At 35.4% G+C, this 19,447-nt stretch carries 21 protein-coding genes and 1 other annotated feature; of the genes, 17 read left to right on the plus strand and 4 right to left on the minus strand.

All coding sequences use genetic code 11. From position 1 onward, the window contains the following. Positions 1-80 precede the first annotated feature (80 nt). Both DW761_RS11235 and DW761_RS11240 read left to right on the plus strand, forming a co-directional pair. Positions 81-638 carry a LemA family protein gene (locus tag DW761_RS11235; RefSeq protein WP_187426201.1) on the plus strand — a complete coding sequence of 186 codons (558 nt, stop codon included), beginning with the start codon at positions 81-83 and terminating at the stop codon, positions 636-638. A 61-nt stretch (positions 639-699) separates the two neighbouring features. Then, positions 700-2,577 (plus strand): DUF2207 family protein, encoded by a 1,878-nt coding sequence (locus tag DW761_RS11240; RefSeq protein ID WP_117518172.1) that lies wholly within the window; start codon positions 700-702, stop codon positions 2,575-2,577. A 32-nt stretch (positions 2,578-2,609) separates the two neighbouring features. Here DW761_RS11240 and DW761_RS11245 read toward each other — a convergent pair whose 3' ends face one another. Further along, positions 2,610-3,224 (minus strand): recombinase family protein, encoded by a 615-nt coding sequence (locus DW761_RS11245; RefSeq protein ID WP_117518174.1) that lies wholly within the window; start codon positions 3,222-3,224, stop codon positions 2,610-2,612. A gap of 260 nt (positions 3,225-3,484) precedes the next feature. Continuing rightward, positions 3,485-3,694: a binding site (T-box leader), on the plus strand. Between the two features lie 46 nt (positions 3,695-3,740). On the opposite strand from DW761_RS11245, the gene thrS reads away from it, so the two are divergent. From thrS to DW761_RS11290, 9 genes are all read left to right on the plus strand, one after another. Beyond that, the gene (thrS, locus tag DW761_RS11250) at positions 3,741-5,474 is read left to right on the plus strand and encodes a threonine--tRNA ligase (protein ID WP_233513088.1); all 1,734 of its coding nucleotides are present in this window, start codon (positions 3,741-3,743) and stop codon (positions 5,472-5,474) included. After that, on the plus strand, positions 5,471-6,388 hold the full coding sequence (locus DW761_RS11255; protein WP_117452413.1) for a hypothetical protein: 918 nt from the start codon (positions 5,471-5,473) through the stop codon (positions 6,386-6,388). The genes thrS and DW761_RS11255 overlap by 4 nt, the downstream gene beginning before the upstream one ends. A gap of 13 nt (positions 6,389-6,401) precedes the next feature. Further along, on the plus strand, positions 6,402-6,788 hold the full coding sequence (locus tag DW761_RS11260) for a NifB/NifX family molybdenum-iron cluster-binding protein (RefSeq protein ID WP_117452412.1): 387 nt from the start codon (positions 6,402-6,404) through the stop codon (positions 6,786-6,788). A 59-nt stretch (positions 6,789-6,847) separates the two neighbouring features. After that, the gene (locus tag DW761_RS11265) at positions 6,848-7,348 is read left to right on the plus strand and encodes a GNAT family N-acetyltransferase (protein WP_158553794.1); all 501 of its coding nucleotides are present in this window, start codon (positions 6,848-6,850) and stop codon (positions 7,346-7,348) included. Positions 7,349-7,592: 244 nt separating this feature from the next. Further along, positions 7,593-7,853: a GroES family chaperonin gene (locus DW761_RS11270; RefSeq protein ID WP_117452410.1), complete on the plus strand. Its 261-nt coding sequence runs from the start codon at positions 7,593-7,595 to the stop codon at positions 7,851-7,853. A 19-nt stretch (positions 7,854-7,872) separates the two neighbouring features. Continuing rightward, complete coding sequence (gene groL, locus DW761_RS11275; RefSeq protein ID WP_117518178.1) at positions 7,873-9,492, plus strand: chaperonin GroEL; 1,620 nt, start codon at positions 7,873-7,875, stop codon at positions 9,490-9,492. 135 nt (positions 9,493-9,627) lie between these two features. Continuing rightward, the gene (locus tag DW761_RS11280) at positions 9,628-11,505 is read left to right on the plus strand and encodes a diguanylate cyclase domain-containing protein (RefSeq protein WP_158553795.1); all 1,878 of its coding nucleotides are present in this window, start codon (positions 9,628-9,630) and stop codon (positions 11,503-11,505) included. A 13-nt stretch (positions 11,506-11,518) separates the two neighbouring features. Continuing rightward, positions 11,519-11,989 carry a hypothetical protein gene (locus tag DW761_RS11285; protein ID WP_117518182.1) on the plus strand — a complete coding sequence of 157 codons (471 nt, stop codon included), beginning with the start codon at positions 11,519-11,521 and terminating at the stop codon, positions 11,987-11,989. A gap of 127 nt (positions 11,990-12,116) precedes the next feature. Continuing rightward, positions 12,117-12,320, plus strand: a complete 204-nt coding sequence (locus DW761_RS11290; protein ID WP_117518184.1) for a hypothetical protein — start codon at positions 12,117-12,119, stop codon at positions 12,318-12,320. Between the two features lie 24 nt (positions 12,321-12,344). Here the strand turns inward: DW761_RS11290 and bcp are convergent, their stop codons facing one another. Continuing rightward, complete coding sequence (gene bcp, locus DW761_RS11295) at positions 12,345-12,806, minus strand: thioredoxin-dependent thiol peroxidase (RefSeq protein ID WP_117452405.1); 462 nt, start codon at positions 12,804-12,806, stop codon at positions 12,345-12,347. 94 nt (positions 12,807-12,900) lie between these two features. Between bcp and DW761_RS11300 the strand changes: the two genes are divergently transcribed. Both DW761_RS11300 and DW761_RS11305 read left to right on the plus strand, forming a co-directional pair. Continuing rightward, the gene (locus DW761_RS11300; protein ID WP_158553796.1) at positions 12,901-13,752 is read left to right on the plus strand and encodes an HAD family hydrolase; all 852 of its coding nucleotides are present in this window, start codon (positions 12,901-12,903) and stop codon (positions 13,750-13,752) included. Between the two features lie 67 nt (positions 13,753-13,819). After that, positions 13,820-14,869, plus strand: a complete 1,050-nt coding sequence (locus tag DW761_RS11305) for a LacI family DNA-binding transcriptional regulator (RefSeq protein ID WP_117518188.1) — start codon at positions 13,820-13,822, stop codon at positions 14,867-14,869. A 37-nt stretch (positions 14,870-14,906) separates the two neighbouring features. Here the strand turns inward: DW761_RS11305 and DW761_RS11310 are convergent, their stop codons facing one another. After that, the gene (locus tag DW761_RS11310) at positions 14,907-15,734 is read right to left on the minus strand and encodes a phosphotransferase (protein WP_117518190.1); all 828 of its coding nucleotides are present in this window, start codon (positions 15,732-15,734) and stop codon (positions 14,907-14,909) included. Positions 15,735-15,807: 73 nt separating this feature from the next. On the opposite strand from DW761_RS11310, the gene DW761_RS11315 reads away from it, so the two are divergent. From DW761_RS11315 to DW761_RS11330, 4 genes are read left to right on the plus strand one after another with little or no spacing between them, the layout of a single operon-like run. Then, positions 15,808-17,481, plus strand: a complete 1,674-nt coding sequence (locus DW761_RS11315; protein WP_117518192.1) for a B12-binding domain-containing radical SAM protein — start codon at positions 15,808-15,810, stop codon at positions 17,479-17,481. Beyond that, entirely contained in the window at positions 17,478-18,065 is a 588-nt protein-coding gene (gene rdgB, locus DW761_RS11320; protein ID WP_117452400.1) for an RdgB/HAM1 family non-canonical purine NTP pyrophosphatase, read from the plus strand. The genes DW761_RS11315 and rdgB overlap by 4 nt, the downstream gene beginning before the upstream one ends. Positions 18,066-18,067: 2 nt before the next feature. Next, positions 18,068-18,577, plus strand: a complete 510-nt coding sequence (locus tag DW761_RS11325; protein WP_117518193.1) for a tRNA (cytidine(34)-2'-O)-methyltransferase — start codon at positions 18,068-18,070, stop codon at positions 18,575-18,577. After that, on the plus strand, positions 18,574-19,158 hold the full coding sequence (locus DW761_RS11330) for a hypothetical protein (RefSeq protein WP_117518195.1): 585 nt from the start codon (positions 18,574-18,576) through the stop codon (positions 19,156-19,158). Before DW761_RS11325 ends, DW761_RS11330 begins: the two co-directional genes overlap by 4 nt. A 24-nt stretch (positions 19,159-19,182) precedes the next feature. On the opposite strand, the gene DW761_RS11335 is transcribed toward DW761_RS11330, so the two are convergent. Then, complete coding sequence (locus tag DW761_RS11335) at positions 19,183-19,431, minus strand: DUF3892 domain-containing protein (RefSeq protein ID WP_117452397.1); 249 nt, start codon at positions 19,429-19,431, stop codon at positions 19,183-19,185. Between the last annotated feature and the right edge of the window lie 16 nt (positions 19,432-19,447).

Genomic DNA, 19,447 nt, shown 5'->3' on the forward strand with positions numbered 1-19,447 from the left:
TAAATTTCCATAATTACAAGAAATATTGCGTACTGTTTTCATAAATGGTATAATCAAAAAAACAAGAGAGGAGAATATATATGCAAATTGCGTTGATTGTTATAGGAATCGTATTGGTAATTGCAGTCATCTGGCTGATCAGCAGTTACAACAAATTTATCAAAATGGGGAATAAAGTAGAAGAAGCATTCTCTACTATGGATGTATTCTTGAAGAAACGTTATGATTTGATCCCTAACCTGGTAGAAACAATTAAAGGTTATGCCAAACATGAATCTCAAACATTGGAAAAGGTAATTGCAGCAAGAAGCAGTGCAATGAATGCCACATCAATGGATGAAAAAATCAAGTGTGAACAAAAATTCCAAAGCATGATTGGATCATTATTTGCAATCAGTGAACAATATCCACAATTAAAAGCTAATGAAAACTTCATGTCTTTACAGGCTGATTTAAAGTCAATTGAGGATGATATTGCGAATGCACGTAAATACTACAATGCTGTATGTCTGAAGTTTAATAACCTTGTCATGATGTTTCCTACCAATATATTAGCCGGTATCTTCCATTTCACAAAGAAACCAATGTATGAGGTAAATGACGCATCACAAAGAGAAAATGTAAACGTACAGTTTTAAACAATCTGAAGGAATCGTTTACCATATTGTGCATACGATTCCTTTTTTCAAAGGAGGGACTATGAAAAAGATAAGTTTATGGATCATGATCATGGTTTGCTGCATGATGTCACTGACACCGCTGTCCGCAAAGGAAGCATTCGATATTGAAAAGGCAAACATAGAAATGGTCGTACATGAAAATGGCAGTATTGATATCACTGAAACCTATGATTTAAAGTTCCTGCAAAGACGTCATGGCTTTTATCGTAACATTCCAACCGTATATGATATGGATTGGAATGTAGATGGCGTAAAAGAAAAGAAGTCCTATTACTTTCCTATTAGTCATATAGAATGTGATGGACCATATAAGGTAGAAAAGAACTATGATGGGATTTCCATACGTTTAGGCGATGAAGATGAAGAAGTCATAGGAAAACAGTCTTATCGTCTTTCTTATCGTGTACAAACAAAAGATCTAGATCTTGATGGCATACAGATGCTGTACTGGAATTTGATAGGAAGTTTTGACACAACCATAAAGGACTTTACCTATCGTATTACCATGCCAAAAGCATTTGATAGTGAAAACATATATGTTTCTACAGGGCGCTATGGTCAAAATAACAATAAATTAAGTGTAAAAGTAGATGGCAATGTCATCAGTGGACACAATACAAAAATGTTGTTTTCACAAGAGCAGGCAACCATTATGGTTAATGTGCCAAAAGATTATTTTACTTTTACAAAAGATAAAAACTATGATACGTATGTGATTGGTATTACTCTGATCATCCTGCTTGGCAGTCTGATTTTATTTATTCGTTTTGGTAAAGATGATGAAGTCATTGTGACAGTGGAATTTGATCCACCAAAAGATTTAGATAGTGCAGGTGTGGGCTATGTAATCGATCATATCGTAGATGATCGTGATGCGGTATCTTTGATTTTGAAGTGGGCAAACAATGGGAATATTTTGATTCATGATGAAAATGAAGGCTTCCAGCTTGAGAAACGTAAAGAACTTGGCATAGAAGCTAATGATTATGAGCGAACGCTGTTTTCTGCAATCTTCTCTAAGGATTATATCGTAAAAGAAGATGATTTAAAAACGGAGAAAATGAGTAAAGCGATGAATGAAACAAAAATACAGATTCAAAATCATTTTAAAAAAGAGAATCAGGTATATATGAAAGCCTCTTTGGTATTACAATGTGTGATGTTGTTTATTGTTGTGTTGCCACAGGCAATCGCATCCTTTGCGGGGGCATATGCCAAATATGATGCAATATCACTTTCTTTACCATTTATGATACCATCATTGATTTTATTAATCACAATCATTCCATGGATTTTATTCATCAGAAAACGTTATGCGATGAAACGTTCTACTTTCTTTATCCTGATGATCGTTTTATTAATATGTAACGGTATCTGTATTGGTGCCGGTGTGATTTTACAAATGCAGCTGGAAACAAGCTGGTATGTAATCTTATTGACAACCCTTGTGACACTTGGACTATTGGTCATTATGGTTTTCATGGATAAACGCAGTAAGAAAGGCAATGCATGGCTGGGACAGATTCTTGGGTTAAAAGAGTTTATTGAAAGCTGTGAAAAAGATCGAATTGAAGCGTTGGCAAAGGATGATCCATATGCGTTTTTTAAAGTACTGCCTTATGCGTATGTACTTGGAATCAGTGATGTATGGGTGAAAAAATTTGAAAACATCGGCTTGCCAAACCCTGGCTGGTATATAGGCAATCAGGGAGATGTCTTTATGAGTATGTTGTGGTGGAATCATTTCCATTATTGTATGCGTGATATTTCAAAAGCAGTCTGTTATATCCCACCTGCGAAATCTGGAAGTGGAGGTGGAAGCTTCTCTTCTGGTGGATTTGGCGGTGGAGGCTTCTCCGGCGGCGGTTTTGGCGGCGGCAGTGGTGGAAGCTGGTAAGCTGTAGAAAAGGTAGGAGTTTTTCCTACCTTTTATGCTTTATGCATGATTTCTTTATACTCTTTTACTTTCTTATAAAAAGTTGAATACTTAAATCCTGATAATGCGATGGCCTCTTTACTTTGCAGCTCACCTTTTTTCCATAAATAGATGATTTCTCCAAAGTCCTCTGGAAAGTCAATTTTTGGCCTTCCAAAATGAACACCGCGTATCTTTGCGGCACGAATGCCTTCTGCCTGTCGCTGTCGTATATTGATGCGTTCATTTTCCGCAACAAACGACAACAGCTGTAAAACAATATCCCCTATTAAAGTTCCAATTAAGTCCTTACTTTGATCTGTGTCTAATAATGGCATATCCAGAATTTTAATATCTACATTTTTTTCCTTTGTGATGTATTTCCATTCATTTAGAATCTCATTATAATTTCTGCCAAGACGATCAATACTTTTGATGACCAGCAGATCTCCCGGCTTTATTTTCTTATATACCAGCTGATGATAGGAAGGACGGTTAAAATCTTTTCCGCTTAATTTATCCATATAGATGTATTTTTCTTCAATCCCGAATTCAATCAACTCCAGATACTGTCGTGCTTCGTTTTGATCCTGGCTCGATACACGAACATAGCCATAAGTCTTTCTCATAATACACCCTCTTTCATGATGTCGATTATACTGAATATTGGTAAATTTCACAGTTACCAATATTTTGATGAAATCTACATGAGATTATTCTATCACAAGTACTCATAGAATGTTTAATTCATATAATGTTAATTTTTCTTATTTTTTAGCATTCTGAATGGTAAAATAGAAATCAAAATACTGGAATTGGAGGAAAAAGGAAGGAAAAAACGCGAAAGAATTGACATATCTTAAAAAAAGTTGTATAAAATAAAAGTAAAACAAAAACGAAGAAAAGGATATGGGTACAAATATTCTGATGTAGAGAGGAAAGCGGCAGGTGAAAGCTTTCTGAAAGATGTTGTACTTACTCCCTTGGAGTTGCCCCTGAAAAGGTGTGCCGCATATAACCAGCGTTAACAGGTAAGAGGGCATATTTCATTTGAAATATGAACAAAGGTGGTACCGCGTGTAAGACTGACGTCCTTTGATGGCAGTCTTTTTTATATGTATAAATGTAAGAAAGGAATGAAGAACATGATCGACATTAAAGAAAATGAAAGATTAAGTGTAATGAATCACAGCTGTGCACATATGATGGCACAGGCCGTTAAGCGTTTATATCCAAACGCAAAATTCTGGGTAGGACCAGTCATCAGTGAAGGATTCTACTACGATATTGATTTGGGAGATGAAGTAATCCGTGATGAGGATCTTCCTAAAATCGAAAAAGAAATGAAGAAAATCGCAAAAGATGGAAAACGTATCGTACGTAAAGAAATCTCAAAGGTAGAAGCTTTGGAAATGTTTAAAGATGATCCTTATAAAATCGATTTGATTCAGGATTTAGAAGATGGAAACATCACTTGCTATCAGCAGGGAGAATTCATCGACTTATGCCGTGGACCTCACGTAGATACTGTGAAAGAATTAAAGAACTTTAAACTGTTAAAACACTCAGGCGCTTATTGGAAAGGTGATGCCAACAATAAGATGTTACAGAGAATCTATGGTGTATGCTTTGAAACAAAAGAGGAATTAGAAGAACATTTAAATCTGTTGGAAGAAGCAAAAAAACGTGATCACAAAAAGATTGGTAGAGAATTAGGCTTGTTCATGATGAGTGAATATGCACCTGGTATGCCATTCTTCTTGCCAAATGGTATGATTATCCGTAATCTGTTAGAAAGCTTCTGGTATGAAGAACATACAAAAGAAAACTATAAATTCATCAAAACACCAATCATGATGAGTAAGGAATTATGGGAAGTCAGTGGACATTGGGAAAACTATAAAGAAAACATGTATACAACAATGGTAGATGATCGTGAATTCGCAATCAAACCAATGAACTGCCCAGGTTCTTTATTAGTATTTAAAAATGCATTACATTCTTATAAAGATTTACCACTTCGTATGGGTGAACTTGGACAGGTACACCGTCATGAAGCAAGTGGAGCATTAAATGGTTTATTCCGTGTACGTACATTTACACAGGATGATGCACATATCTTTATGCGTCCAGATCAGATTGAAAGCGAAGTTATGGAATTGATCAAATTTATTGACCGTGTATATTCCGTATTTGGATTAAGCTATCGTATTGAATTATCTACTCGTCCTGAAAAGAAATATATTGGAGATTTAGCAATTTGGGAAAAGAGTGAAAAAGCACTTGCGGATGCATGTGTTCACGCAGGTAAAGAATATAAAGTCAATCCAGGCGATGGTGCATTCTATGGTCCTAAACTAGACTTCCATATCAAAGACTCTTTAGGAAGAGAATGGCAGTGTGGAACAATCCAGTTGGATATGAACTTACCAGAACGTTTTGATTTATCTTATGTAGAAAGTGATGGCAGCAAGGCACGTCCTGTTATGTTACACCGTGTAATCTTTGGTTCCATCGAGCGTTTCATCGGTATCCTGATTGAACACTTTGCAGGACACTTCCCAACTTGGTTAGCACCAACACAGGTTATGGTCGTACCAGTACACTATGAAAAACATGTAGATTTCGCATCAGAAATCAATGAAAAACTGAATGCTTTAGGATTTAGAAGCAAATTAGATGCAAGAAATGAAAAATTGGGGTATCGTATAAGAGAAGCACAGATGCAGAAGGTACCTTATCAGTTGGTCATTGGAGATGGTGAAATCGAAAATCGAAGTGTAACAATACGTAAAGCGATGAGTAAAGAATCCATCACAATGCCTCTTGATGAATTTATCACTATGTTGAGTGCAGAAGTGAAGGAGAAACGTTTATGAAATTATTCAAGGGAGCACTGGCAGCAGTATTAGCCTTAACGCTTACTGCATGCTCAACAGCAAAGCAAGAAGAACCAATCAAAGTATTGACACCAATGGGAGCACCAAGTCTTTCTTTATTAGGCCTATATGGAAATGACAAGGTGACCATGGAAACAGTAGATGGTGCAGACACGCTTGCGGCAGAGTTATCCAAGGAGGATGGTAGCTATGATATCATTGTAGCACCAATCAACCAGGGAGCAGCTTTGATGAATAAAGGGAAAAGCAATTATACATTGAGCCAGGTTGTGACTTGGGGTAATCTGTATATCGTTGGTACAAGTGATGATGCCTTAGATAAAGAAGGCACATTCGCGGTATTCGGTGAAAAAGCAGTACCTCAGAAAGTATTAAATGCAAGCATGGATTTATCCACAATCAAAGCAACACCTACATACTTCAATTCCGTGAATGATGTACAGGCACAGTTGTTAAGTGGTAAAGCTAGTGTTGGCTTAATGGCAGAACCTGCAGCGACTGCTACAATTGCGAAAGCAAAAGAAAAAGGTATTGAGTTAAAAATTATCAAAGATCTGCAGAAAGAATACAAAGAAAAAAACAATCTGGAATCCAGCGGATATCCACAGGCAGCATTGTTTGTGAAAAAAGGCAGTGAAGATAAAGTCGCAAGCTATATCGAAGAAGCCGCAAAATTCGCAAATGAAACAGCACCTAAAGACAGTGATAAAATCAAAGCGCAGGTAGAAGCCGCAACAGTTGAAAAACTTGGTATTCCAAATGCAGAAATCGCAGTGAAAACATGGGAACGTCAAAATATCCATATCAAAAAAGCAACAGATGTAAAAACCGATATTGAAACATTCTTGAAACAGTTTAAATTAACACTTACAGATGAGATGTATACAAAATAGGGAGATGAACAAAATGAGATATGCAATTACAATGGAAAATAATATGGTGTTCCAGCACTTTGGAAAGTGTCCTTCATTCTTATTAGTGAATATGGAAAATGGTGAAATCGTATCCAAAGAAGTATTATCAAGTGGAGGAAGTGGACATGGTGCTCTTGCCACCTTACTTGCGCAGGCAAATGTAGATACGCTGATCTGCGGAGGTATTGGACAGGGTGCTAGAGATGCTTTGGCACAAAACAATATCCAGGTGATTGCTGGAGCGAATGGAAACGTGGATGTTATCATTGATGCCTTAAAAGCAGGTACATTGAAAGATGATCCAAGTGGAAGCTGTAACCATCATCATGAAGAAGGACACACCTGTGGAGATCACAGTGAAGGTGGATGTCATCATTAATCACGCAGACAATCAGCGATTATTTCACTGATTGTCTTTTTTTATTAGGAGGAGAATCTATGCTAATAAATGTACAAGAAGAATACAAAGAAGCTATCATGCAGTATCGATTAGAGCATTTAGATGAAGCAGTTATCTGTGGAAGTGGTGATCTTCAAAACTATGAGCATTATGAAGATTGGAAGAAATGGATCGATTGTCATGAACAAAAGCAGACGCTACCAAAAGGCAGGGTATGTGCCAGACAATATTTATTTGTGGAAGAGCATCAATTATTGGGAATGGTCAATATCCGCTTAGAATTAAATGACTACCTTTTTCAATATGGTGGACATATCGGTTATAGTATCGCTAGAAATCAAAGAGGAAAAGGCTATGGCAAAAAGATGCTGAAGGAAGCTTTGGCAATATGCAGACAGTTTGCAATGCATGATGTATTACTTGTGGCAAAGAAAGATAATTTGGCAAGCATTCATACAATTATATCAAATGGTGGAGTTTTTGAAAACGAAGTAAAAGATGGAAAAGAAATATTAAAACGCTATTTTATACATATTTAAGAAGCTGTACGCGTAACTTATAATATTCATATCTTGTAGATGTTAGTTTCATTTCTTTATAAATATTGAGGAAACAACAGGTAAATATATCTTAACAACGTATTTTTATGTTTATTTCCATCCTTTTAAAATTTCTTCAAAAAATTTTAGCAATCCTATTGCATAAGTGCTAAAAGTGAGTATAATATATGGTGTTAGCAGTAATGAACTGCGAGTGCTAAAATGATGAAGGAGGTACTTTGAAATGTTAAAACCATTACACAAGAACGTCATTTTAAAGAAAGAAGAAGTAGAAAAGAAAACAGCAAGCGGAATTATCTTGACTGAGCCAAACAAGACACAGCCAAGCATTGCTACCGTAGTAGCAGTTGGACCAGACAGTGAAGCGGATATCAAAGAAAATGACCGCGTTGTTTACAAAGAATATTCTGGTACAAAAGTTAAAGTAGATGAAGTAGAATATATCATCATCGAAGATGAAGATATCTTAGCTGTGATGGCTTAATCAAGGAGGTAATGGAAAGATGGCAAAAGAAGTTCGTTTTTCAAAAGATGCAAGAGATGCAATGTTAAAAGGTGTAAATACACTAGCTGATGCTGTACGTGTAACATTAGGACCTAAAGGACGTAATGTCGTACTTGAAAAAGAATATGGTTCTCCATTAATTACCAATGATGGTGTCAGCATCGCAAAAGAAATTGAATTAGAAGATAAATTTGAAAATATGGGTGCAAAACTGGTTTATGAAGTAGCAAACAAAACCAATGATACAGCAGGTGATGGAACAACAACTGCAACTATTTTAGCCCAGAGCATGATCAGCAACGGTTTACGTCAGGTTGAAAAAGGCGCAAATCCAGTCCTAATGAGAGAAGGTATTGAATATGCCAGCAAGGAAGTGGCAAAACACATTCTTGATAAATCTCGTAAAGTAGAAACAAGTAATGATATCGCAAGTGTTGCGGCAATTTCTAGTGGAAGCAAAGAAATCGGTCAGATTATCGCAGAAGCAATGGAAAAGGTTGGACGTAGCGGTGTAATCTCTGTAGATGAATCTAATGGTTTTGATACAGAATTAGAAATCAGTGAAGGTATGCAGTATGACAAAGGATATGTTTCTCCATACATGGTAAGTGATCATGAAAAAATGGAAGCTGTTCTTGAAAATGCATTTGTCCTTGTAACTGATCAGAAAATCAGCAATGTTCAGGAAATCCTGCCATTATTAGAACAGGTATTACAGGCAAACAAACCATTATTGATCATCGCAGATGATATTGAAAATGAAGTTGTATCTACTCTTGTTGTCAATAAATTACGTGGTACATTCAATGTTGTAGCTACAAAAGCTCCAGGCTTTGGTGACAACCAGAAGGATATCTTAGCAGATATCGCAACACTTACAAATGCAACCTTCTATTCTAAAGATTTAAGCATGGATTTAAAAGAAATGAAGATTGAAGATTTAGGTACTGTGAAGAAAGTAGTTATCACAAAAGATAATACAACTATGATTGGTGGTGCTGGTGATAAAGCAGCAATCGAAGCACGTATCAATGAAATCAGTGCACAGATGGAAAACTGCAAGAGTGAATATGATAAGAAACGTTATGCAGAACGTCTTGGTAAATTAAGTGATGGTGTCGCAATCATCAAAGTTGGCGCAACAACAGAATCTGAATTAAAAGAAAAGAAATTACGTATTGAAGATGCATTAAATGCAACACGTGCTGCTGTTGCTGAAGGTATCGTTATCGGTGGTGGTGCAGCCCTTGTGGAAGCTTATAAAGCATTAAAAGATGAATTGAAATCTGAAACAGTGGATGTTCAAAAAGGTATCAAAGTGGTATTTGATGCATTGTTGGCACCAATTGAACAGATTGCTGAAAATGCAGGATATAACGCTGAAGAAATCGTAGAAGCTCAAAAACATGCAGAAGAAAATGTTGGATTTGATGCGAAGAACGGCGTTTGGGTAAATATGTTTGATGAAGGCATCATTGACCCTACAAAGGTAACAAGAAGTGCATTATTGAATGCCGCAAGTATTTCTGCTCTGTTCTTAACAACAGAAGCTGGTGTTGCTGCTATCAAAGAAAAAGAAGCACCAATGCCTCCTATGCCACAGGGTGGAATGTACTAAGATAAAATCAAGGCAAGATACAAAACATCTTGCCTTTTTTATAACATAAATTTCCACGCATGCTCTAAATCATGATATACTAAAGCTGTATATATTTATGTTTTGTGCATGCATGTGTAAATGGGGTGGCTAGACATGAACAAAAGAAGGTCGTTTATCACAATCAGTATATCTGCATTAATGGCGGTTTCCATTCTGGTTTTATGCCTGTTAACATTTCAAACTAATCACAAGGTATTTTTTGATGCAGCAGTAAATCAAACATTAGAAACCATTCACGTGATCCGTGATCTTGGTGTAGAGAAGGTAGAATCACAAATTAAAAATTTAAAAATGGATGTTGAAGGCCAGATTAAAGAACACCATGATATCCTTTTACATGGTTCACAAATGGAACAAGCAGATGCGTTATCTAATATGTTATTACCAGAAGATGGCATTGATTATGTTTTGGCTAATAGCGATGGTACAATGCTGGATGCAAAAGGAAATATCATAAATTGGAAGAATGAATTAGATTTAACTGAGGCATTTAAAAATAAAAATACTAGTGTGATTGAACCAGATTTTACATCTGATCAACAATATGTGTTTGCAATCGCTTCTCCTCTTTTGGAAAATGGAAAAATAAAATCTTTACTGGTCATGCGTCTAGATGGCTTTTGTATCAGTCATTGGTTAGAGAGTATTCAATTTGATACCGGAGAGGGCACCGCTTATATCGTAAGAAAAGATGGAAGAAATATTGCGTCCGCACGTGAAGAAAACTATGACTGGATCACGACAAAATATAATGCACAGGAAATTAAAAATCAGGATGAGGAATCTAAAACGGTTGCTGATTTAGAGGCACAGGCATTGAATGGAAAAACAGGATATGGATCATATTTGTGGGAAGGTTCTCGAAATTATCTGACTTATGCACCAATAAAGGAAACTGGCTGGGGATTATATGTTGGATTTTATGGAGAATTAATGAATAACTTTATTGAACAAAGCGCTGGAAGAAGTATGATTAGCAGTGCACCATTCTTTATTATTCTGGCAGCATTCTTGATTTTATTATATAGTTATACGAATTATAACTTAAAAAAAGAAAAACAATATGCCAATGAATTATTACTTCAAAAAAAGGAAATTCAACAACAGGCCGAAGATATAAAAATGAATGAAGAACGCTTTCGTGTAGCTCTTGCGCAAACCAATAATATCCTTTTTGAATATGATTTACAAACAGGTGGTATTACAAAGTTTTATACCACAAAAATCAAACAAATCACCAGCTCTTTAAATGATTTAAAGGAACAGATTTTTATGAATGGAGAACTGGATGATGAATCATTAGAAAAACTGCAGAAGATGCTTTTAGAAACACGAAAAGGTATTTATGATAACGAATGTACTATAAAGGTCATGTATTCTAATGGAAAATTTGCATGGTATAAAGTATCTATTTCACCTTTATCTGAACAAAGAAAACGTGTTATTGGCATTATGAAAGACATCACAAAGGAAAAACTTGGAGAATTGGATCCATTAACCGGCTTATTGAATAAGCGAGTTATGAATGAAAAAACGGCTGCTTATCTTCAAAAGATTCAGGAGCAGGAAACTTGTGCTTTATTGATATTTGACATTGATGATTTTAAAAATATCAATGATCAGTTTGGACATCCAGAAGGCGACAAAGTCATTATGAAAACTGGTAATTATCTAAAACAGGTATTTAAAGATAATGCCTATGTTGGTAGAATCGGTGGAGATGAATATTGTGTATTCTGTTTTAATATCTCGAAAGAAGCATTAGAAGGAAAACTTAGATGTTTTTATCAGGAAGCTTTTAGAAATGAAAAAAAATATATCACGTTTAGCTGTGGCGTTGTGTTTGGTCATCATTTAAGAAATATCACTTTTGAAGAATTATATAAACAAAGTGATCAGGCATTATATAAAGCCAAACATCAGGGAAAGAATCAATATTGTATACAAGAGATTGCATCCTTAAAACAATAGAAAGAAGGATTATATGGCAGGTCATTTAGGATTTTCTTATATTGGTGTTATATTTTTGATGATGTTGATGATACCAAATATTATATGGACAAAGCATCAGCCAAAAGGATATGATCCTACAGGAGAAAATAAAATATTATTGCTGTTTGAGCGGATTGGGCAGGTGCTGGTATGTACATGTGCACTTATATTTTCAGATTTTAATATCCATGATACATGGCAGGCAAATATCTGGTTGATCATCGCTTTTCTTTGTATGTTGTTATATGAAGGATTTTGGATGCAATATTTTAGAAGTGAGCAATCTTTGCACGATTTCTATAGTGATTTTTTACATATTCCACTTGCTGGCGCAACCCTTCCAGTACTTGCCTTTTTCTTGTTAGGAATACATGGTCAGGTAATCTGGATGTTGTTTTCTATCACGATTTTAGGTATCGGGCATATTGGCATTCATCTTCAACATGCATCACAATTGTCGTAATCACGCAATGTAACCGCCTCTATTGTACAAAAATGGAGGGTCATTTCCAAAATTTCTTTAACCCGTTGACCTATTTGTAGGTTTCAACTACAATTAAGGTATAACCAACGTTAAAGGGGGATTTTTGATGAACGTCAGAATAAAGACATCCGATAAGATTTTATTATTTCTTGCCACTATGTTAATGCTGTTGAATACTTTAGGATTTGTATTTCAGGTATTTGGCACAAAAATCGGTCATGTACTAAGTCTTTTTAACTGTATCAGCATTACAGCAATTTATTTTTTAGATAAAAAGCCATTTGATCGAAAACCCACGAAATTATCATAAAAAAACCAGCAGTGCTGGTTTTCTTTATAACTGATTTAAGAATGCTAAAATTTCACCAGCATTTTTATCCGGACTTGCTTTTGGATATGTCTGAATAATCATGCCATCTTCATCAATCACATAAGTGCTTCTGGTAATGCCCATATATGTTTTTCCATATAATTTCTTTTCTTTCCAACAATCATAAGCCTCAATGACTTTGTGGTCTACATCACTTAATAAGATAAAAGGCAGTTCATATTTCTTTTTGAAATTCTGATGAGCCTTCTGGGTATCTTTACTGATGCCAATAACCACAACATCTTCTTTTTTAAAGCCATCATAAGCAGCTTTGAAAGCACATGCTTCCTTTGTACAACCCGGGGTATTATCTTTTGGATAAAAATAAATTACAACTTTCTTTCCTTTAAAATCATGTAAAGAAACTTCATTTCCCAATTCATCTGGCAAGGTAAAATCAATTGCCTTTGTACCTATCTCTAACATATTATCACTCCTTGTTTTTATTTTAACATAAATTTGGTGTTGGAATACAGTGATTTGAATGGTAAAATATACCCTGGAGAAAGAGGTAGATAAAATGATCAAATTAGTAGCATGTGATTTGGATGGTACTTTGCTGGATGGTACCCACAGCATTCCAAAAGAAAATGCAGAAGCAATTAAACAGTTACAGGAAAAAGGAATCACCTTTATGAGTGCAACTGGAAGAACATATGACAGTGTTGTTTCCATATTTGAACCACATGGCATTACCTGTAATCATCTATTGGTAAATGGCGCAATGATCGCTGATGAAAAGGGAAATGTCTTATTTGAAAATCCAATGAAATTAGAAAATGTCAGGGTTGTTATGGAAATCATGCAGGGACAGGATTTGTGCTACAATATGTACACAAAAGAAGGAACTTGTACACCAGATATAGAAAAAGCCAAACGTGAATTTATCGAACATATGAAACAACATGGCCTAGAAGAAGCGGAAATCATAGATGTGATGGAGCGGAATGCTTTTTGTAAGTATGAACGTGAAATCAAGGATATTGATGCTTATTTAAGTGAGAAACCTGTCATTTATAAAATGGAAACATTCGGTGGGAATGTGGAAGTTGCACGCAAGGTAAAAAAACAACTGAGTGAACATAAAGAACTGGCATTATCTGATTCTATTTCAGAAAATATTGAGATTACGGAAGTCAGTGCACAAAAAGGTACGACTCTGATGCAATATATCAAACGCATTGGCATCAAACCTGAAGAAGTGGTGGTTATTGGAGATAGTATGAACGATCTTTCCATGATGCAATTATTTCCACACAGCATTGCGGTAGGCAATGCCACACAGGCAATCAAAGATGCCGCAAGTTATGTTACCAAAACAAATGACGAATATGCAGTCGCATATATTATAGAAACTATCTGTAAGGCTTAAAAAAGCCTTTTCATTTGAGGAAAAATAAGGTAAAATAAAAAGCAAAGGCAAAGAGAGGATGTTTGTTATGAAAAAACCTACCATTGCAGATGTTGCAGAGAAAGCGGGCGTATCAAAACCAACGGTTTCACGTTATTTGAAACAGGAAAACGTAAAGCCACAAATTGCAGAAAAAATTCAGGCGGCCATTGATGAATTGGGATATGTGCCAAAAGGCGCATCCGTAAAAGAAGAAACATTATTTAGTGTACCTGAGAAAAAAGAGCCAGTCAAAAAAGAAGAAGTGAAAAAACCAAAAGCCAAAGCAAAGAAAAGCGTTGAGAAAAAAGGTTATAAATTAGCACTTCTAACAAAAGATTTAAGTGATTATCGTACTAGAACGATGCTGAAATATCTTCAACAGACTTTATCTGCAGCTGGATGTATGCTTCAAATCGTTATGACAGAAGGAAAAGAAGAATTGGAAGAACAGTACCTGACAACTTTTATTGTACAAAATGTAAATGGTATTCTGATTGAAAGCTGCAGCAGTGCTGAATTTATCATGAAACAGCTTCGCACAACTGCGATTCCTTATGTATTCTTACGCAGTCATATGGAAGGCAATGATGTAGCGATGGATGAAGTGCATGCCGCAAATCTTCTGGCAAAATATCTGTTGGATAAACAGCATTTGATTATACGCTACCTTGGCAGTGATGAAGAATTGACGAAAGATCATTTAGAAGGTATCCGCAATGCATACCATGCTTTGAAACAGCCAATTGATATTATTCCTGTCATTAGCGATGGTACCTATGATGACTTGTTTGAAAAGATTAAAGATGTATTTAAAGAAAAAATTGATCTGCTGATTCTGCAATCAGATGAAATGGCGATTCCGGTAAACAAATATCTAAAAGAATATCATATTTCTGTTCCTCAAAATGTATCTATGGTATGTTTTGGTGGTACTTCCATTACGAATGTCATGTCGCCGGCAATCACATCACTACAATATGATTATGAAGCTTATACATCATATGTATGCCAGTGTTTATTTGCCATGATTGAAAAGAAAATGCTGCCAGAAAAGAAACCGTTCTATCGTGTAGAAGAAAAGGACAGTGTAAGATAACGAAAAAAGAACCACTTTATATGTTGTGGTTCTTTTCTTATGCTTGATTCTTATGCATCAATGCCTGATATTTATCCATTGCAATATCTTTATATACATCTTCACGGCGGCTTTCATACATCATCATTGCCCAATAACACCAAAGATAATTATGGAAGTTCTCCCATAAATCTAATTCTTTTCTTATCTGATCATTCATTTCATCAAAATAAACAGCATAGAAGCGTTCACGAAGAGTTTCATCTGTAATCTGATTTTCACTTAAAAAGCTCATAACATCAAATAAAGGATCATTATCAGCAGCATATTCATAGTCAATCAAATATACACGATGATTACAAAATAACATATTACCATCTACCCAGTCATTATGACACAATACTTTTGGATTGTTTAAATGAGAAATGCTATCTTCTATCCATGCAAATTCTGATACATCCACACATGGATGCTGCACCTGGGATTGATAGTTGTGTAAACGTTTGAGTGGGTCAAAATCTTCATGAATCAGTTTATGCAGGCCATGAAATTTCTTCATCAAAGCCGCGACCTGTTCAATCTTATTTTCATCCTGACATTCTCCATATGTCAAAGCGTTTTCCATATAACGGGTTACTTTATAACCGCTGATTTCATCATAATAAATGGTTTCTACATCAATATCGGCATCTTTAATCGCTTCTAACGCCAGCGTTTCATGGTGTCGCTCCACGATTTGATCTGCATCACTGCCAGGCACTCTCAACACCAGTTTTTCATTGTTCATCTCTAATAAATAATTGTGGTTGGTCAATCCTTTTTGCATATCTTCCAACACAATATCTGTATTAAAAAATAAAGAATCCATTAAATCTTTATAGTCCATCAATAATCACCGCCTATTATCATAGCATATTTTACGTAAATTTGGTAAAATACTAACGAGAAGGTGAAAATAAATGAACATTATGCTTGCTAGTTGTAATGCCAAATATATACATAAAAACCTGGCTATCCGCTGGTTGTATACCACATCCCCCTGTAAGGAAGATGTTATCATCAAGGAATATACCATCAAAGATGATGTAAAACGTATCACAAAAGAAATCATGGAACAAGGCGTTGATGTCTTATGTTTGAGCACATATATCTGGAATATTGAAATTCATAAAGCATTGATTAAAACCATCAAAGCATTAAAACCTGAAATACACGTGATTGTTGGAGGTCCTGAAGTAACCTATGAATCTTATGATTTATTAGAGGAAGGCGTTGATGCCATTTGTATTGGAGAAGGAGAAAAATGCATTTGGGAATATATTGAAATGTTAAAACAGCCAGTTGCTTATGAAGTAAAAGGCATGTATACCAAAGCATATCCCAACAAAGAATATCAGCGTGTAGATTTAACATGGCTGGAAAGTTTTGATGATCCTTATTTTATGGAGATGGATCAATCCCATATGAAAGATCGTTATTTATATCTTGAAACAAGCAGAGGATGTCCTTATGGCTGTACCTATTGCTTAAGCAGTGCTGATCGTTGTGTACGTATGTTTTCTGATGATTATGTTTTTCATCTGTTGGAGAAAATCAAAGATAGTGATGTAAAACAGGTGAAGTTATTAGATCGTACGTTTAACAGTAATCCCAAACGAGCCCTTGCTATCGCAAGATATATGAATACATATTGCGTAAATCAAATATTTCAATTTGAAATTGTCGCAGAAACACTGAGTGAAGAATTATTAGATTTCTTTTGTGAAGAAGCCGATGACACACGCTTTCGATTTGAAATCGGTGTACAATCCTTCCACCAACAGACCTTAGAATCTGTTGGCAGGATACAAAACAATAAACGTTTGAAAGAAGTCATAGAGCGCCTTCGTAAAGCAGGTTGTACAATGCATGTAGATTTGATTGCCGGCCTTCCTTATGAAGATTTAGAATGTTTTCATAAATCCTATGATGAACTATTCGCTTTACAGGCAAGTGAAGTACAATTAGGTATCTTAAAATTATTAAAAGGTACCAAACTAAAATCCCAGCAGGAAGAATATGGCTTTCAGTATTCTATCATACCACCTTATGATATCCAGAAAACCAATTGGCTGAGTGAAGAAGAATTACAATCCATTCATCATTGTGCCGATGCAACTGAAAAATTCTGGAACAGTGGAAAGCTTCGTTATACTTTATCACAAGTATTGAAACAAGGCTGGTATACAAGTCCTTTCACCATGTTTATGGCATTAGGAAAAGCATATGCGAAATTGCCACGTCCTTATCAGCCATATCAATTGTTTACCTGTGTAAAAGATATTTTAAAAGATCAAGATGAAATGATGGTGGATGCACTCTTATTGATGGAATATTATGCTATCCATAAACAGCGCCCAAAGCGCTTTATAAAATCTTATGTATCACTGGAAAAAAAGAAAGAATTGATGTATCATTGTGTAGATGCAGGCATTGGAAATCAGGACCAGCTGTTTCGTTATGGACTCATAGATCTTGGATATGATAATGGTCATATATGTTATCAGCTCGTAGTGTACAATACCTCACAAAGCTATCCAAAACAATACTTAATTGATAAAGATACGCTGGAAATAAAGGAGTGGAAACGATGAAACAGATTATGATTGCGACAAGTAATGCGCATAAAGTAGAAGAATTTAAACGTATGTTACAACCATATGGCTATGAAGTAAGAAGCCTGCTTGATTTAGATGAAGAAATAGATATTGAAGAAAATGGAACCACCTTTGAAGAAAATGCATTGATAAAGGCCAAAACCATTTATGATAAGTTACATATCGAAGTAATCGCAGATGACAGTGGTCTTGCGGTCAATGCGATGAATGGAGAACCCGGTATTTACTCCGCACGTTTTTTAGGCAGAGATACCAGTTATGATGTAAAGAATCAATATATCATTGATCAGGTAAAAGATGCGCAGGATAAAGGTGCACAATTCGTATGTGCGATTGCCTATATCGATGCAGATGGACATGAAAATGTATTTACAGGTGTTGTAGAAGGAGAAATCTATGATCATATCGAAGGCGCAAAAGGCTTTGGATACGATCCAATCTTCTATTATCCGCCATTTAAAACCACGTTAGCGAATGTGAGTGAAGATCAAAAGAATGAAGTCAGCCATCGTGGAAAAGCAATTCAAATGCTTTTAAATTATATGAAAGAAGGTAAATAACGATGTTACATTTGGTATTATATGAACCAGAAATTCCTCAAAACACAGGAAATATGATGCGTACATGTATGGCAACAGGAAGTGTGTTGCATTTGATCAAACCATTAGGCTTCTCATTAGATGAACAGCACTTAAAACGTGCCGGCATGGATTATGTAAAAGAACTGGAATATCATGTATATGAAAACTGGGATGAATTTGTATCCCAGCACCCTAGTGAAAACTATTATTATATGACAAGATATGGAAAGAAAGCACCAAGCCAGTTTGACTTTACAACATGTGAGGGAGATATTTATCTTGTATTAGGAAAAGAAAGTACAGGGATTCCAAAAGAAATACTTTCCCAGCATTTGGATCGTTGTATGCGTTTGCCAATGGTTGCCAATGCCAGAAGTCTGAATTTAAGCAATTGTGCAGCAATTATCATTTATGAAGTATTGCGACAGTTAGATTATCCAGGCTTATCAGGCGTAGAAGTCATCAAAGGGGAAGACTGGTTAGAAAAATGATGCTGCCTTATGATGCATGGATCGATACAAGAGAAAAACGTGTCCATGTTTGTATGTTGATATTTCTGATTGTTTCTATCATCTTTATCATTCCATATATTTTATTAGGCATATTATTAGTATCCCGTGGTTCTTATACCTCATTATTTGAAATGCTGTCTTATCCAATTTTAGATTCCAGTTATATATCACGAGTCATCTTGGATGCGATATCATTGACGAAAGTAACGCCTTTAGCAATATTAAAGTTATTGTTAGAAAATATCGGAACAATGGAGTTGTTAGAAGGATTTGTCTGTATCATGGCATACGCACTCTATATCAATAAAAAAAAGACAACTTATGTCATCAGTTTGCTGTTGGCAGAATTTATTGTCTGTACGATTCTTGTTGTGATTGCTTTACGTGCTTCTTCTCTTAATGGCGCAATTATCTATATCCGATTGATTGGTCAGGTATTTTTAATTGTCAATATTGTATTATTGGTAATAGCATTTCTATCTTTGTATATAACGATAGGAAATTATAAAGAAAGCTTAGCTTATGAAGTAGAAGAAATAAAAGAACATATGGAAGATTAATTTCTCCATATGTTCTTTTTCATACTAGAATTCTTTTAAGTTTCTTAAGTTTGTTGATTCATCTCCGTCATTTACTCCACGGATATGACGTGCACCATCACGGCCAGTAAAAGGCAATGCATTTTCAATCAAACCTTGTTCAACTGCTTCTAACGCCTGTTCGTAATCGTAAGTGTTTCCTTCTGCATCTTTAAACTCACTTAGAGTTCCATCAGAATTACGACGTGCTGCCACAAACTTAGTGCTCTGTTTTTTAGATTTTTCTTTTTTCATTTTCAATTACCTCCTG

Origin of the sequence: Absiella sp. AM29-15 (assembly GCF_003434225.1) — a bacterium.
In the GTDB taxonomy this organism is placed as follows: Bacteria; Bacillota_I; Bacilli_A; order Erysipelotrichales; family Erysipelotrichaceae; genus Hoskinsella; species Hoskinsella hominis.

Excerpts from the sequence above, each read along its gene's own strand:
- DW761_RS11235 (WP_187426201.1), top strand. The coding sequence starts at position 81 with ATGCAAATTGCGTTGATTGTTATAGGAATCGTATTGGTAATTGCAGTC.
- DW761_RS11240 (WP_117518172.1), top strand. The coding sequence starts at position 700 with ATGAAAAAGATAAGTTTATGGATCATGATCATGGTTTGCTGCATGATG.
- DW761_RS11245 (WP_117518174.1), bottom strand. The coding sequence starts at position 3,224 with ATGAGAAAGACTTATGGCTATGTTCGTGTATCGAGCCAGGATCAAAAC.
- thrS (WP_233513088.1), top strand. The coding sequence starts at position 3,741 with ATGATCGACATTAAAGAAAATGAAAGATTAAGTGTAATGAATCACAGC.
- DW761_RS11255 (WP_117452413.1), top strand. The coding sequence starts at position 5,471 with ATGAAATTATTCAAGGGAGCACTGGCAGCAGTATTAGCCTTAACGCTT.
- DW761_RS11260 (WP_117452412.1), top strand. The coding sequence starts at position 6,402 with ATGAGATATGCAATTACAATGGAAAATAATATGGTGTTCCAGCACTTT.
- DW761_RS11265 (WP_158553794.1), top strand. The coding sequence starts at position 6,848 with ATGCTAATAAATGTACAAGAAGAATACAAAGAAGCTATCATGCAGTAT.
- DW761_RS11270 (WP_117452410.1), top strand. The coding sequence starts at position 7,593 with ATGTTAAAACCATTACACAAGAACGTCATTTTAAAGAAAGAAGAAGTA.
- groL (WP_117518178.1), top strand. The coding sequence starts at position 7,873 with ATGGCAAAAGAAGTTCGTTTTTCAAAAGATGCAAGAGATGCAATGTTA.
- DW761_RS11280 (WP_158553795.1), top strand. The coding sequence starts at position 9,628 with ATGAACAAAAGAAGGTCGTTTATCACAATCAGTATATCTGCATTAATG.
- DW761_RS11285 (WP_117518182.1), top strand. The coding sequence starts at position 11,519 with ATGGCAGGTCATTTAGGATTTTCTTATATTGGTGTTATATTTTTGATG.
- DW761_RS11290 (WP_117518184.1), top strand. The coding sequence starts at position 12,117 with ATGAACGTCAGAATAAAGACATCCGATAAGATTTTATTATTTCTTGCC.
- bcp (WP_117452405.1), bottom strand. The coding sequence starts at position 12,806 with ATGTTAGAGATAGGTACAAAGGCAATTGATTTTACCTTGCCAGATGAA.
- DW761_RS11300 (WP_158553796.1), top strand. The coding sequence starts at position 12,901 with ATGATCAAATTAGTAGCATGTGATTTGGATGGTACTTTGCTGGATGGT.
- DW761_RS11305 (WP_117518188.1), top strand. The coding sequence starts at position 13,820 with ATGAAAAAACCTACCATTGCAGATGTTGCAGAGAAAGCGGGCGTATCA.
- DW761_RS11310 (WP_117518190.1), bottom strand. The coding sequence starts at position 15,734 with ATGGACTATAAAGATTTAATGGATTCTTTATTTTTTAATACAGATATT.
- DW761_RS11315 (WP_117518192.1), top strand. The coding sequence starts at position 15,808 with ATGAACATTATGCTTGCTAGTTGTAATGCCAAATATATACATAAAAAC.
- rdgB (WP_117452400.1), top strand. The coding sequence starts at position 17,478 with ATGAAACAGATTATGATTGCGACAAGTAATGCGCATAAAGTAGAAGAA.
- DW761_RS11325 (WP_117518193.1), top strand. The coding sequence starts at position 18,068 with ATGTTACATTTGGTATTATATGAACCAGAAATTCCTCAAAACACAGGA.
- DW761_RS11330 (WP_117518195.1), top strand. The coding sequence starts at position 18,574 with ATGATGCTGCCTTATGATGCATGGATCGATACAAGAGAAAAACGTGTC.
- DW761_RS11335 (WP_117452397.1), bottom strand. The coding sequence starts at position 19,431 with ATGAAAAAAGAAAAATCTAAAAAACAGAGCACTAAGTTTGTGGCAGCA.